This window comes from Capnocytophaga felis (assembly GCF_009684755.1).
Classification (GTDB): domain Bacteria; phylum Bacteroidota; class Bacteroidia; order Flavobacteriales; family Flavobacteriaceae; genus Capnocytophaga; species Capnocytophaga felis.
In genome coordinates this window covers 174,839-189,973 of sequence record NZ_BLBC01000009.1, presented here as the reverse complement: position 1 = coordinate 189,973, position 15,135 = coordinate 174,839, and the positions used below count along the sequence as shown (strand labels likewise).

At 36.3% G+C, this 15,135-nt stretch carries 10 protein-coding genes; 8 read left to right on the top strand and 2 right to left on the bottom strand.

Features of this window, described 5'->3' with window-relative positions; all coding sequences use genetic code 11:
* Nucleotides 1–3: 3 nt before the first annotated feature.
* The 8 genes from GN105_RS08570 to der all read left to right on the top strand — a co-directional run bounded on the left by GN105_RS08570 (nt 4) and on the right by der (nt 12,253).
* Nucleotides 4–1,926: a RagB/SusD family nutrient uptake outer membrane protein gene (locus GN105_RS08570; RefSeq protein ID WP_173014984.1), complete on the top strand. Its 1,923-nt coding sequence runs from the start codon at nt 4–6 to the stop codon at nt 1,924–1,926.
* Between the two features lie 339 nt (nt 1,927–2,265).
* The gene (locus tag GN105_RS08565; RefSeq protein ID WP_227978810.1) at nt 2,266–3,486 is read left to right on the top strand and encodes a BT_3987 domain-containing protein; all 1,221 of its coding nucleotides are present in this window, start codon (nt 2,266–2,268) and stop codon (nt 3,484–3,486) included.
* 76 nt (nt 3,487–3,562) lie between these two features.
* A complete protein-coding gene (locus GN105_RS08560) occupies nt 3,563–6,343 on the top strand; it encodes a M60 family metallopeptidase (RefSeq protein WP_227977347.1) in 2,781 nt (926 codons plus the stop codon).
* A 124-nt stretch (nt 6,344–6,467) separates the two neighbouring features.
* A complete protein-coding gene (locus GN105_RS08555) occupies nt 6,468–6,887 on the top strand; it encodes a DUF6261 family protein (protein WP_227977349.1) in 420 nt (139 codons plus the stop codon).
* Between the two features lie 79 nt (nt 6,888–6,966).
* The gene (locus tag GN105_RS08550) at nt 6,967–7,359 is read left to right on the top strand and encodes a lipocalin-like domain-containing protein (RefSeq protein WP_155284989.1); all 393 of its coding nucleotides are present in this window, start codon (nt 6,967–6,969) and stop codon (nt 7,357–7,359) included.
* Nucleotides 7,360–7,490: 131 nt separating this feature from the next.
* Nucleotides 7,491–8,465 (top strand): deoxyhypusine synthase family protein, encoded by a 975-nt coding sequence (locus tag GN105_RS08545; protein WP_155284988.1) that lies wholly within the window; start codon nt 7,491–7,493, stop codon nt 8,463–8,465.
* A gap of 164 nt (nt 8,466–8,629) precedes the next feature.
* The gene (locus tag GN105_RS08540) at nt 8,630–10,879 is read left to right on the top strand and encodes a GH92 family glycosyl hydrolase (RefSeq protein WP_155284987.1); all 2,250 of its coding nucleotides are present in this window, start codon (nt 8,630–8,632) and stop codon (nt 10,877–10,879) included.
* 69 nt (nt 10,880–10,948) lie between these two features.
* Nucleotides 10,949–12,253, top strand: a complete 1,305-nt coding sequence (gene der, locus GN105_RS08535) for a ribosome biogenesis GTPase Der (RefSeq protein ID WP_155284986.1) — start codon at nt 10,949–10,951, stop codon at nt 12,251–12,253.
* 44 nt (nt 12,254–12,297) lie between these two features.
* On the opposite strand, the gene GN105_RS08530 is transcribed toward der, so the two are convergent.
* On the bottom strand, nt 12,298–13,959 hold the full coding sequence (locus GN105_RS08530; protein WP_306452385.1) for a ribonucleoside-diphosphate reductase subunit alpha: 1,662 nt from the start codon (nt 13,957–13,959) through the stop codon (nt 12,298–12,300).
* A 100-nt stretch (nt 13,960–14,059) separates the two neighbouring features.
* Entirely contained in the window at nt 14,060–15,028 is a 969-nt protein-coding gene (locus GN105_RS08525; RefSeq protein WP_155284984.1) for a TIGR01777 family oxidoreductase, read from the bottom strand.
* Between the last annotated feature and the right edge of the window lie 107 nt (nt 15,029–15,135).

Here is a 15,135-nt window from a genome sequence, read left to right as displayed (position 1 = left end):
GTTATGAATATGTTTAGAAAAATAAAATTATGTAGTATTACATTATTAGCGGTTCTTGGGGTGGCATCTTGCTCTGATTACTTGGATGTTGTGCCACCAGAGCAGCCTGGACTTCCCGATGCTAGTAAAAATTACAATACTTCTTTAGGATTTTTATATAGTTGTTATGGAGGTATTGTCAACCCGATAGGGTATCTGACAGTACAAGGAGCCTCTGATGAGTGGGTACTTCCTCCTTTGTGGAATGGTAGACCACAGATAATGACTTATGATTTGAATACATCTGCAAATATTGCTGATGGTTGGCTTTGGGGAACTTACTACCGCTTTGTAGGACAGTGTCATCTCTTTTTACAAGAGTTGCCAAATATGAGAGGAGTTTCTGACGAAGATAAAAAAATATGGGAAGCTGAGGTAAAATTTTTACTAGGATATTATCATATGCAAACACTTATTTTGTATGGACCTTGTCCAATAACAGATAAGTATATTGATCCAGAAACTCCAGAGAAGGAATACGTTGGGCGCTACCATTTTGACTATGTAACAGATTGGATAGTCAATAAATTTGATGAAGCGGCTGCCGTTTTACCTCCATCTTACACTGGAGAAAAATGGGGGCGTGCAACAGCAACTATAGCTAAGGCAATGAAAGCCCGCTTATTACTTTATGCAGCCTCTCCTTTATGGAATGGAGGTTTTCCTAGCCCTCAATGGAAAAATCTTAACTTTGAAACTCCTGGTTACGGAAAAGATTTGGTTAGTTTGACTTATGATAAAGCGAAATGGGAGAGAGCGAGAAAAGCTTGTCAAGAGGCATTAGACTTTGCACTTTCACAAGGAGGCTCATCTCTCTATACAGATGAGGATCACTACGCACAAGAAGGCATCGCGTTGCCATTTGTACCTGGTGTTGATGCAAATACACCCGAAGGTAAGGCTTTTTTGAAAAAAGTGATGCTTATGCGTTACCTCGTAACAACACGGTCAACAGAAGGTAATAGAGAAATTATTTGGGGAATTGCTGATCAAGGGAATATTGTTCAGGGGTCATTACCTCATCGAATCTTGAAAAAAACGGATGGTAATTATGTAAACGGTTGGAGCGGAGTATCCCCTGTTTTGAACACCTCTATAGAATATTTTTACACAAAGAATGGAAAACGTCCTGTTCATGATGACAGTTTTACTTCAAGTGATGGTTGGTTTAGTTCAGCCAATATAGCGAACAGGCCAGGAATTATTAATTTAAATGTAAATCGTGAGCCTCGCTTTTATGCTTGGTTTGGATTTGACGGTGGTGATTATGGTTCAAAAATAGCTAATGGCTCCCCTTTAAAAATAGATTTGAGAGATGCTCAGAAAAATGGATACAATCCAGAACTTTTTAATAGAGACAACAATGTTACAGGATATTTCTCTCAAAAATTTGTTCTTCCTTCGTTAAATTACAACCTAAGTGGTAGTGATGGAGGTTCCAATCAAACAAAACCCCGCTCACTTATCCGTTTAGCAGAATTGTACTTGAATCTTGCAGAATGTGAGGCAGAATTAGACAATGTGGTATCAGCTATTGAAAATTTAAACGTGGTGCGTAATCGTGCTGGTGTTCCAGACTTAACCACAGCTGACCTATCTGTACAGAATATAAAAGAATGGGTAAAAAATGAGAGATTTATAGAACTATGGAATGAAGGACATCGTTATTATGATGTTCGTCGCTGGATGATTGCTCCTCAAACGATGGGTTCAGGTATGCGAAAAGGTTTGAATGCTTACGGAATTAAAAATCCTACATTTGAACAATTCAATACAGTGAAACCAGTTAATCAAGAATTCAGATGGAATAATAGGATGTATCTATTACCTGTGTTTCATATAGAGGTATATAAAAATCCACAGATGGTACAAGCTCCAGGGTATTAATCGTTGGTATTTAATAGAGTAGTAGTTAGTTTTACAGAGCTAACTACTACTTAAGATAAATAAAAATATTATGGATACATCAAATTTTTTAGTAAGTTGGTAGATATTTAATGTATTTTTGTTATTAGTTTTTTGGGAAATTCTGTGTATTTGCTACATAAAATATACAAAACACTCAAAGAACAAGAAAAAGGTCAAAAATGATTATAAATCAAAAAAATTATATTTATGAATAAAAATGTATATATATCATCGTTATTTGTATTAGGTCTTATAACACTTTTTTCTTGTGAAAAAAGATACGATGATTTAATACCAAGTCAGTATGACACTATTCTTGTGTTTCAAGAAGAAGGGGAGCAAAATGTAACTCTTTACAGTACAGGAGAAGATGGAGAGTATGATGTAACTATATTCAAATCAGGAAATATGCCGAATGCTTCTGCGCAAGTTAAATTGAAAGCAATGGACGCAACTGAGCTAGAGTTTTATTCACAATCAATAGGCAGAAACTATGTGGCACTTCCTTCTTCCACATATCAATTAGGGGAAGAGATTATAACATTTTCGTCATCTGAAAAATATAAGAAATCAAAAGTAGTTTTTAAAACAAACGAAATCAAGGAGTTATTAGGCGGTAATACTTCGAATCGCAATTATATATTGCCTTTGGAATTGGTTGAGGCAAATGCCAAGGACTCAGTAAATGCAGAAAAAAAGATTCTGTTATTAAAACCAAGAATTGTAATTCCTGAAGTAAATTACAGCTCAAACGGAGCTACGGTTGATATTTCAGGTACAGATGTTGCAACCTATAATTTTACCTTATCACTTCCTTTTGTTAGTCCTTGGGATTTTGAATGCGAAGTAGTACTGCCTGAAAACGGAGTACTTACCTCTGATCAAATTTTCTTCGAAAATGGCAACAAACTATACTTTAAAAAAGGGCGTTCAGTGAGTGAGACTTTTTCAATAAAAGTTGCAAAAATAGGTGATCTTGTGGGTAAAAAAGCTCTTGTGCCTATAACTATAGTTTCTTCTAGTAAATCAGGTGTTCAGCTTCCAGAAAACCCATTTAATTTAGAGGTTATTTACGGTGGAGAAAATAACAAAATCACTTTGACAGCCGATATGTTATCTTCAAACTTTCCTCAGTTAAACCCGAAAGATGGAGATGGCTTGCCTGCACTTATAGATAATGATGCCAGTACTTTTTATCATAGTAGATGGAGCCCTAATGCAGGAGATGCACCTCATTATGTAATGGTAAATTTGAAAAAATCAGTCAATAAAATAGCGTTTAGTTATCAAAATCGTAATAACACTAACGGAAAAATACAAGATATTAAGATATGGGTATCTAATAATGGGAATAATGATTGGAAAGAACTGACTCGAATTAGTTCTGGGTTACCAACAGCTGCAGCTTCTAAGTACGATTCATTTACCTTTGTTTCAGAAGAATCTTTTTCTTATTTCCTAATAGAAGTTCATAAAACCAATTCAGGAACAGCTCCTACATTCTTTAGTATGGCAGAGCTTGCTGTTTACGGAAAATAAAAATCTATACATAAAAAAAGGATTTTCTAAGAAAAACAGAAAATCCTTTTTTTGATTTATTTAAAATTATTTGCATATGAAAAATATAAAATTGATTAGTGTGTTCCTTTTTACTTCGTTAATCATTTGGTTGGCGTGTAAAAAAGAAGTGGAAGAAGATCCCTTTTTAACACTAGAACCCAAAACATTGAGCTTTCCCAAAGAAGCCTCAGTGAAAAGTGTAGAAGTAAAAACCAATATAGAAAACTGGACAGTAAAAGTCTCTACTGAGATAGCTTGGATTAGTGTAAAAAAAGAAGGTTCTTCTGTAAAGGTAAATGTTAGTAAAAATGTAACAGCCTCAAGGGCTGCGACCATTAAAGTAGAAGGAAGAGGATTAGTGCAAGAAATTAGGGTGCAACAATTGGGTGATACTCCTGAAATTATGCTCGATTTGGAAATATTAAAAATCGAAAAAATAACCAAAGAAATAGAACTTACTGTAACTTCCAATGTAGATTATGAGATCGATTTTCCCGAATGGATTTCACAAAAGACCAAGCAAGATTTGGAAGGTAAAACAGGGCATAGATATGTATTCAACGTAGTTGAAAATATGGGGTCTTCTTCCAGAACTGGAACTATACGAGTAAAGTCTAAAGGACTTTCTGTTCCTATTGAAAAACGTGTTTTTATAACTCAATCTGCAGGTTATGAAGGTAATAATTCCTCAAGTGTTGAGGGTAATGTTAAGCTGAAAATAGCTCGTGGTACCACAACCTCTCACCAACCTGGAGGTGAGATAGAAAAATCCTTTGATGGAGATATGGGTACTATCTACCATTCAAATTGGGATAATCAGCCTGAAAATTATTTTCCAATTACTATAGAGTATTTCTTTGAATCCCCACAAGATGTAGACTATATGATGTATTATCCACGCACAAAAGGAAGTAATGGACATTTTAAACAATTAGAAATACAGGTGGCAACTCAGCAAGATCCTACTTATAAGAAAATAATTGATTTTGATTTTCAAGGAAATGGAAGAGCAACTCGAGTTTCTTTTGATCATATCACTGGAGCAAAATCATTTAAGTTAATTATAAAATCAGGACACGGTGATAGAAAAGGATTTGCAGCTGCAGCCGAGATCGAATTTTGGAAAAGAAATACAGAAAATTTTGATCCAACATCTATTTTTACTGATATCACTTGCTCTGAATTAAAATCTGGTATTACAGAACAAGAAATACAGAATATTACTAATCCCTTCTATAAAAATATTGCTCAATATATGAGGCTTGGTCAGTATCCTACTGAGTTTCGTATTCAAAATTATAGGGCTTGGCCAAATCCGGATACTTATCGCCAAATGTATCGTATGCAATATTCTTACAGCAACTTGGACAACCCCACTGGAATTAGTGTAGATGAAGGAGAAGAATTAATTGTTTTTGTAGGTCCTACGCAAGGGCGGCAAATTCAAATTAAAATCCAAAATCTGGACAAGCCAGAAGGAGACGGTTTTGATCAAGCATCTTATCATCCATTGTTTGAGGGAGTTAATAAAATAAAAGCTGGCAAAAAAGGACTCATCTACCTGCAATATCAAACAGCAGATTACCAGTCGGCTCCACAAATAAAGGTTCACTTTGCCACAGGTAAGGTAAACGGGTATTTTGATAAAACGAAACACAGCGAAGCAGATTGGAATCGCTTGATTAATAATGCGACTAACAAATATTTTGATGTTATAGGTGAAAAGGCACATCTTTGTTTCCCAGTGGAAAGTTACAAAACGCACACAGGTTCGAGAGGTAAAGAACTTATAGATGTTTTTGATAGATTGATTCATCAAACTCATGTTTTTGCAGGTACTACCAAGGAAAAAGGTAGAGAATTACCTAATAGAGCATACTTTCAGGTTATGTATCATAGTTTTATGTATTGTACTGAATACAGAACATCCTATAATGTGAGTACGATGGGCACTTTGTGCAATCCTGATAAAATGGGGAATGCTTCAGATAAAACCAAAACTGATGTTTGGGGACCAGCCCACGAAATAGGACACGCTCACCAAGTAGCTCCCGTATTTATGTGGATAGGTATGACCGAATGTACTGTAAATATGAATTCTTTGAACATCCAAACGGCTTGGGAAATCCCTACTCGATTGGAAAGAGAATCTATGCAGAGAGAAGGAGGGTATAACAATCGATATGAAAAAGCATACAACATAGCCATAGTACCTCAAAAGGCTCACGGAGATATTGGTGATGTCTTCTGTCAATTGGTTCCTTTCTGGCAGTTAAACTTATATTTTTCTAAGGTAAAAGGAGATTCGGAATTTTTTGTAAAAATGTATGATAAACTTCGGACCATTCCATTAAAGCCAAATATCCAAGATGGTGAATATCAAGTTGACTTTACTAAAATTACTTCTGAATTAACCCAAACAAATCTTATCCCATTTTTTGAGAAATGGGGCTTTTATGTGCCTATAGACAAATCTGTTAAGGATTATGTTACTAGGCAACTTACTGTGACCAACTCTTACGTAAATCAAATAAAAAATCAAATAAATGGAGCTGGATATGCTGAACTTACTGATAAAATAGAGTATATTTGTGATAGTAACTGGATGTATTTTAGGGACAGAGCTGACATTGTAAAGGGAACGGCAACCAAAAGTGGAACACGAGTGACCACTTCAGGTTATCAAAATGTCGTTGCCTATGAAGTGTACGAAGGTAGTCAACTGATTTTTGTTACCAACAAAAACTCGTTTAATCTAAAACAAAATCCAACGGCAAATACGAGAGTGTATGCCATTGCATACAACGGTCAAAAAACAGAAGTTACATTTCAGTAATTATTTATTGGATGATTAGTTTATTAGGATAGACTCATTTATTCTAGTTGATATAAATTATTAAGTTGAATTGATATATGACTTTTGATATCATAATGATAACAATGGATTAAAAAAGTTGTAGATTAAATCAAATCATCAAGAATACGGCAAAAAGATTACAAAACAGTCTTTTAAGTCCGAGACTACATCTATCAGGAATATCATCAATGATATTAATCAATCCGAAAAACTAAAGGAAACCATATCCGAATTGCATCTGGAAGCGTGGCTTACACTTTTGGGCAAGCAAAATGAGGAATTTGAGAAGATTTACAACGCCCGTACTGAAAAAATGTCGGAAGAGGAAACGGGTAAATCTAAAGTTGCCAGAGCCGAAGCACAGGAAAGTTTTGAGCATTTTGCCAAGGCAATCGGTGCGTATGCTTTCGTTCGTGGGGAAGCTCCTTATAAAAGTCTTGCCGATAAAATCAATACCGAAATAGCACAGGCGTTGAGTAATATCCGCAAAAAGCGTAAAAAAGATACTAAAGAAGAGCAATAACATTCTGAAAAAGAATTGAATTGTACAATATGCAAGAAAGTCTTTTGATAATTGAGAGTAAATAAAATTTTAATCGGTTATGAAAAAAATATTGACATTATTAGTTATGGTATTTTTATCTTTTAGTTGTGCTAAAGGTAAATTCAATGATACTAAAAAGGTTAAAGGCGTTTGGATGCTGGAGAGTTCTTCTAATCAATTTGAACCCAATGTAACTTTGTCAGATTGTGAAAAGAAAACATTTTATAAGTTTGATGATGATTCCGTTTTTTTGTCTCATTCTTTTATAAAAGAAGGAAATTGCGAAACGATTAAAAGTAAAAATAGCTCATATAAGGTAGAAGATAATCAGGTTTATATCAACGATGACCAATATTTATCAATTTCGGTAGAAGGAGATAAGCTCACAACCCGAACAACAACTGAAAGAGGTATTGACCCTGTAGTACACATATATAGAAAAGTGAAGTAAAATATGCATCATTTGGCTAAACAGGCAATAAGCAAATGTTTTTCAGAGTCTTTTTGTATGGAAGATATGCAATGTTATATGTAAAAAAGTGTATCTTTGCATCAAAATTAAATAGTAAAAATAGATAAGAAATGAATAAAGGACCTATTTCACAGTTTATAGAAAAGAATTTCCTGCATTTCAATGCTGCTGCACTAGTAGATGCGGCAAAAGGTTATGAAACGCATCTTTTGGAAGGCGGAAAAATGTTAGTTTCGCTTGCCGGAGCGATGAGTACCGCCGAGCTTGGGATTTCATTGGCAGAAATGATTCGTCAGGGGAAAGTGGACATCATCTCTTGTACGGGGGCAAACCTTGAGGAAGACGTGATGAACCTTGTGGCACATTCGCACTACAAACGCGTACCGAATTATCGTGACCTTACGCCTCAAGACGAGTGGGAACTCCTTGAAAATCATTATAACCGCGTAACGGATACGTGTATTCCGGAAGAGGAAGCTTTCCGCCGTTTGCAAAAACATTTGGAAGAGGTTTGGCATAAAGCCGAAAAGAATGGGGAGCGTTATTTCCCGCACGAGTTTTTATACCAAGTGGTAAATTCAGGCGTGTTGGAGCAGTATTATGAAATCGACCCGAAAAACTCTTGGATTGTAGCAGCTGCAGAAAAGAACCTTCCGATTGTGTGTCCGGGTTGGGAAGATTCCACTACGGGGAATATTTTTGCTTCCAATGTTATCAAAGGAAATTTGAAAGCATCGACAGTGAAATCGGGAATTGAATATATGGTCTATTTAACGGAATGGTACAGAGCTAATTCCGGAGGAAAAGGCGTAGGTTTCTTCCAGATTGGTGGTGGTATTGCAGGAGATTTTCCAATTTGCGTCGTTCCGATGATGTACCAAGATTTAGAGTGGACAGATGTACCTTTCTGGGCGTATTTCTGCCAAATTTCGGATTCTACAACCAGTTACGGTTCGTACTCAGGTGCCGTTCCGAACGAAAAAATCACGTGGGGGAAACTGGATGTCAATACGCCTAAGTTCATAGTTGAATCTGATGCAACGATTGTGGCTCCGCTGATTTTTGCTTATATTTTAGGACAGTAAATTACTGATTTTCATAATAAATTTAAGATGTTTGAAGAAAAGCTACCTTGAAAAATGGGTAGCTTTTTTTGTGTGGGAAAAGGGCAAAACCTGTAATTTTTTGAATGAATTATATTTTGAAATATGAATCTTTTTTACTTCCTTTGTTACATAAAAATAACATTATGAGAACTGTTTTCTTTCTTTTTGTAATTCTATTTATTTCCTGTCAGCGTACAGAAAACCAATCTACTGAAATCATTCCTGACGAAAAACTAACTGATTTTGTCAATCCGTTTATTGGTACAGATGGTCCGGGCAATACGTATCCGGGTGCTACGGTTCCTTTCGGGATGGTGCAACTTAGCCCTGATATTGGGATACCCGGTTGGGACAGAATTGCAGGTTATTTTTATCAAGATAGTATTATCACCGGTTTTTCGCATACTCATCTTTCGGGTACGGGAGCGGGCGATTTGTATGACATCTTAGTAATGCCTACCAATAGCCGATTTAGCGAACGTATTAAAGAAAATTCATACAAGCCGTTTTCAAAATTTAGCCACGACAGAGAAGACGCTACTGCCGGATATTACACGGTAGATTTACTCAGTTACGGAATTAAAGCTGAGCTAACTTCAACGGAACGTGTTGGAATTCATCGCTATACATTCCCGAAAGACGAGTATACGAAAATTAATATCGATTTGGGTTTTGCAATGAATTGGGACGCTCCCACCGATACGCATATTAATGTAGTGAATAATACAACTATTGAAGGCTATCGCAAGTCCACAGGTTGGGCAAAAGACCAACGGATTTATTTTGTGATGGAGTTTTCAAAGCCTTTTTCGGGTTATGTTCTTTTCAATGACGAGAAAAAAACTACCAACCCTACAACGGGAAAGAATACGCGGGTGGAACTGTTATACAATACGGAAGAGAACGAACAAATTGTCATAAAAACAGCACTTTCTACTGCTAATTTGGAAGGAGCGTATGCTTCAATGAAGGCGGAAACGGATGATTTTGATTTTGATAAGTATCGTAAGCAAGCCAACGAAGCTTGGGAAAAAGAATTGCAAAAGGTGCGAATCGTATCCGATGACCGCGACAAGAAGACGATTTTCTATACAATGCTGTATCAATCAATGCTATGTCCTACCCTTTTGAGCGACCCTAACGGAAACTATAAAGGTGCTGATAATCAAATAAGAAAAGCAGAAGGCTTCCGACGTTATGATACTTTTTCACTCTGGGATACATTTCGTGCCACACATCCGCTTTTTACCATTACACAACCTGAACGCACAAATGATTTCATTCAATCGCTTTTGGCACATTATCAAGAAACAGGTAGGCTTCCCGTTTGGTCAATGCAAGGAAACGAAACCAATATGATGATAGGCTATCACGCTGTTCCTGTGGTGGTTGATGCGTATTTTAAAGGTTTTTCTATGAATCCGGAATTGGCATACAAAGCTTGTAAGGAAAGTGCAATGGTTGATGAACGTCAGATAGATTTGTACAAAAAATTAGGTTATGTCCCCACCGATGGGCATCACGAAAATTGGTCGGTTTCCAAAACGGTAGAATATGCCTACGGAGATTGGTGTATCGCGATGTTTGCCAAAGCTTTAGGAAAGACCTCTGATTATGAATATTTTTTAAAACGCTCTGAAAGTTGGGGAAATCATTATGATGAGAAATCAACTTTTCTTCGTCCGAAAGATAGTGAAGGTAAGTTCGTAAGTCATTTTATTCCAAAGGAATATACTCCTTATTTTTGCGAAAGTAATGCGTGGCATTATTTCTGGTTTGTGCCTCAAAATATTCCTGCATTGGTAAGGAGAATAGGAGGGAAGGAGCGTTTTGAACAAAAATTGGATTCGATGTTTACATATTATCCGCTTCCTGAAGATAAACTCCCGATTTTCAGTACCGGAATGATAGGGCAATATGCACACGGAAATGAACCAAGTCACCACGTTGGATTTTTGTACAATTATGTGGTAAAACCATCAAAAACGCAAGAAATTACGCAACGAATTTTGAAAAGCCAGTACAAGAATAAGCCTGACGGACATTGTGGCAATGAGGACTGCGGACAGATGTCGGCTTGGTTTGTTTTCTCTTCCTTAGGTTTTTATCCTGTAAATCCTGCACAGGGTGTATATTTATTTGGAAACCCGTATTTTAAGCAAGCTAAAATTCAATTGGCAGAAGGCAAAACATTTGAAATCAAAGCCAATAATTTTTCTGAACAAAATAAATACATAAAGGCAATATATTTGAATGGAGAACCTTACAAAAAGCTTTATATCAGGCATAAAGATATCCTTAAAGGAGGTGTATTAACCTTTGAGATGAGCGATGTGCCTAATGATGAGGTTTTAGGAAAGTATGAATTACCGGAAGTTAATACGGTTTATTAGTGTGTATTTGCCAAAACGTTTCGATATTCATTTAAAAATAACTATCTTTGCCCACAAAATTAAGAAATTATGAGTGCTATTGTAGCTATTGTGGGTCGCCCTAATGTTGGGAAATCGACCTTTTTTAATCGACTTATAAAACGCCGTGAGGCGATTGTTGATGCCGTGAGCGGAGTTACTCGTGACCGCCACTACGGAAAAACAGACTGGAATGGAGTTGAATTCTCGGTTATTGATACGGGAGGTTATGTTGTGGGAAGTGATGATATTTTTGAAAAAGAAATAGATAATCAGGTTAATTTAGCCATTGAGGAAGCTGATGCCATCATCTTTATGGTAAATGTGGAAGATGGGGTAACGGGTATGGATGAAACCGTAGCTGATTTACTCCGACGTTCTAAAAAACCGATATTTCTTGCTGTAAATAAGGTAGATAGTAACAATCGTATTGCTGATGCACAGGAGTTTTACGCTTTCGGATTTGAAAATCTTTACACACTTTCGAGCATTAACGGAAGCGGAAGTGGTGAGCTTCTGGATGATTTGGTTAAAGTATTACCCGAACGTGAAAACAAGCAAGAAGAAGAACTTCCTCGCTTTGCAGTAGTGGGGCGCCCCAATGCCGGAAAGTCCTCATTTATAAATGCTTTGATAGGAGAAGACCGATACATTGTAACCAACATTGCGGGAACAACACGCGATGCCATTGATACTAAATACAATCGTTTCGGATTTGAATTTAATTTGGTTGATACGGCAGGAATCCGCAGAAAATCAAAAGTTAAGGAGGATTTGGAGTTTTATTCCGTAATGCGTTCAATCAGAGCTATTGAGCATTCTGATGTTTGTATTTTAATGATTGATGCAACTCGCGGATTTGAAGGACAGGATAGCAATATATTTTGGCTTGCTGAAAGAAACCGAAAAGGAATTGTAATTTTGGTTAATAAATGGGATTTGGTTGAAAAAGGAAATAACACTACTAAAGAATATGAAGCCTTGATTCGCAAGGAAATAGCTCCGTTTACCGATGTCCCAATTATATTTGTGTCGGCACTCAATAAGCAACGTATTTACAAAGCCATAGAAACCGCTGTTGAGGTTTACAAAAATCGTTCAAAACGTGTTGCCACACACAAACTTAATGAGGTTATGTTACCTATTATAGAGAATTATCCGCCACCGGCAATAAAAGGTAAGTATATCAAAATCAAATACTGTATGCAGTTGCCTACGCCAATGCCTCAATTTGTGTTTTTTGCTAACTTGCCTCAGTACGTTAAAGAACCTTATAAACGATTTATTGAAAATAAATTGAGAGAGAATTTTAATTTTAACGGAGTTCCGATAGATGTGTATTTCCGACAAAAGTAAAATAAAAAACAGAGATTTGATTTTCCAAATCTCTGTTTTTTTGATTAGGCTTCGCAACTGCTACAATTCACGAAATTCATTATCATTTCTTTTGCAACGGATTGACTACGTTGGTAGTACAGAGTTTTTACTCCTAATTTCCAAGCCTCAATCATTACTTTATTAACATCTTTGATAGGCATTATTGACGGAATATTCAAATTTAAACTTTGTGTTTGGTCAATATAAGCTTGACGTTGTGCAGCTTGCGTTATGATTTCCATTGGGGAAATCTCTTTGAATGTTTTAAATACATTCTTCTCGTGTTGCGTAAGTTCTGCCAAATGCTGTACCGAACCGTCATTGAGGCGGATGCTTCGCCAAGTATCTTCATTGTTTATGCCTTTTTCTTCCAAAAGTTGTGTCAGATATTTATTTTTACGCATAAAATTTCCTTTTGCCAAACCTACTTTATAATAGTTGCTTGAATACGGTTCAATTCCGGGGGAAACTTGTCCTAAAATAGCTGAACTTGAGGTGGTTGGAGCAATAGCCATTGTTGTGGTATTTCTGCGTCCGTAACCTTTTAAAAGTTCGGGTTCGCCATAGATATGAGCTAACTCTTGAGTAGCTTTGTCGGCTTCTTCGCGGATATGTTTGAAGGCTCTTGCATTGAATTGTGTTGCCTCAAAACTCTCAAACGGAATCATATTTTTCTGTAAATAAGAATGGTACCCTAAAACTCCCAATCCTAAAGCTCTATGACGAATAGCAAAATTACGAGCCGATTGCAAATAGTAATTATCTTTAGTCTTTTCAATAAATTCAGAAAGAACCGCATCTAAGAAGAAAATAGCTAACTTTACGGCTTTTGTATCCTTCCATTCATCAAATAACTCCAAGTTCATTGAAGACAAACAACAAATGAACGATTCATCAACTCCTGACGGAAGCATAATCTCGCTACATAAATTGCTTGAACGAATCACCATATTTTTGTCTTTATATACTTGCGGACGCTTGCGATTTACGTTATCGGTAAAGAAAATATAAGGTAATCCTTTTTGCTGACGACTTTCCAGAACCCTCGCCCAAAGTTTACGTTTTTCAATATCGCCATCAATCATTTCTTGTATCCAATAATCAGGAACACACAAACCGAAGAAAAGATTTTGTATAGGAAATCCTACGTCTTTTATTTGAAGAAATTCCTCAGCATCAGGGTGGTCAATGTCCAAATACGCCGCAAATGCCCCACGACGCACACCTCCTTGTGATACAACATCCATAGCAGAATCAAACAATTTCATAAAACTTACCGCTCCGCTTGATTTTCCGTTATCAGTTACTGCCGAACCACGGCTTCGTAATTCTCCGAAATAACCTGAAGTTCCACCACCGATTTTCGTTTGCATAATTACCTCGCCCAATTTGTGAGTGATTCCTTCAATACTATCCGGAACGTGGACATTAAAACAAGAAATAGGCAAGCCTCTTTCCGTTCCCATATTTGCCCAAATGGGGGAAGAGAAACTAATCCAACCTTTGGTAATCATCTCCTTGAAGGCAGGTTGTAACTCAGGTTTGTAAAGCCTGCGAGCTGCAGCGTGTGTGATGCGGTCAATAGCTCCTTCCACAGTTTCTCCCTTTAGTAAATAACCTCTGTTGAGGATTTGCTCAGACTCTTCATTGAGCCACCATATGTTGGTTTGTTCATTCATATTGATTTGTTCTTTAGTATTATCTGATTAATTTTATTTGATTTATTTTTTTCTTTTTTGTTTTTATTTCCGCTACTGACAGAATTTTCCAATTGCTGAAAAATTGTTATTTTTCTTTCAGTTTTAATTCTTTTTCTAAAAAAGTGTTGAGTGATTCAAACTCAAAAACAAATCCTGTTTGTTTTATTTTTTCATTGGAAACTCGGCTTCCTTCAAGCAAAAGTACCGAAGCATCTCCAAAAATCCACTTTACTAAAAAAGCGGGTATGTTAGGTAAATATATTTTTTTACCGAGATGTTTCGCTAAAAGATGTGTCATTTCCTGATGCGTAACACTTTCTGATGCAACTACATTGTATGTTCCTTCAAGCGAATTTTCGATGGCATATTTCACAAATCGGCACACGTCATTGATTGCCACCCAAGGTACATATTGTTTACCATTTCCCAGAACCGCTCCTAAACCTAAGTTGATGGGGTGTAGCATTTTAGGTAAAGCTCCACCTTCTTTGCTGAGAATTACTCCAAAACGTAACTTCGTTACTTGTGTTGCTACTTCACGAAAAGCATCTGCTGCCTGTTCCCATTGTGAGCAAACACGGCTTAAAAAATCGTTTCCGCAAGGGGCGTCTTCTTTATAAATGTTGTTAGTTGTTTTAGTTCCGTAGAACCCTACTGCCGAAGCACTTATGAAAGATTTCAGTTTGATATCTTCATTTTTTAATTTTTCTAAAAGAAGCTTTGCGGACTGAACTCTACTATTTATTATCCTCTGTCGTTGTGTTGCTGTCCAACATCCTTCTGCAATAGAAACTCCAGCTAAATGCACAATATGTTTTACTCTAATTAAACTCTTTACATCTAAGTATTGTTTATCAATATCCCACTGATACTCATTAGGATTTTGTGCTTTTCGCGTTAGAAATCGCATTTCATAGTCTGGATGTAGTAAATTTGCTAACTTTTTGGATAACATCCCGTTAGCACCCGTGATAAGGACGATATCTTTTTCTTTTTCCAAACTATTTGATGATTTATTTCTGCCAAAGATAAAACCATAGAAATTAATTTTCATACTATAACAGAATAACTTTTCAACAAAGGTTTTAACAATTTTGACAAGTGTTCGTAAATCAATCTTTTAGAAAAAAAATAAAGTGAGTGATTTTTAAGTCACCCACT

Bases quoted from the DNA above. Each gene is read 5' to 3' on its own strand.
- GN105_RS08570 (WP_173014984.1), top strand. From the start codon at position 4: ATGAATATGTTTAGAAAAATAAAATTATGTAGTATTACATTATTAGCG.
- GN105_RS08560 (WP_227977347.1), top strand. From the start codon at position 3,563: ATGAAAAATATAAAATTGATTAGTGTGTTCCTTTTTACTTCGTTAATC.
- GN105_RS08550 (WP_155284989.1), top strand. From the start codon at position 6,967: ATGAAAAAAATATTGACATTATTAGTTATGGTATTTTTATCTTTTAGT.
- GN105_RS08545 (WP_155284988.1), top strand. From the start codon at position 7,491: ATGAATAAAGGACCTATTTCACAGTTTATAGAAAAGAATTTCCTGCAT.
- GN105_RS08540 (WP_155284987.1), top strand. From the start codon at position 8,630: ATGAGAACTGTTTTCTTTCTTTTTGTAATTCTATTTATTTCCTGTCAG.
- der (WP_155284986.1), top strand. From the start codon at position 10,949: ATGAGTGCTATTGTAGCTATTGTGGGTCGCCCTAATGTTGGGAAATCG.
- GN105_RS08525 (WP_155284984.1), bottom strand. From the start codon at position 15,028: ATGAAAATTAATTTCTATGGTTTTATCTTTGGCAGAAATAAATCATCA.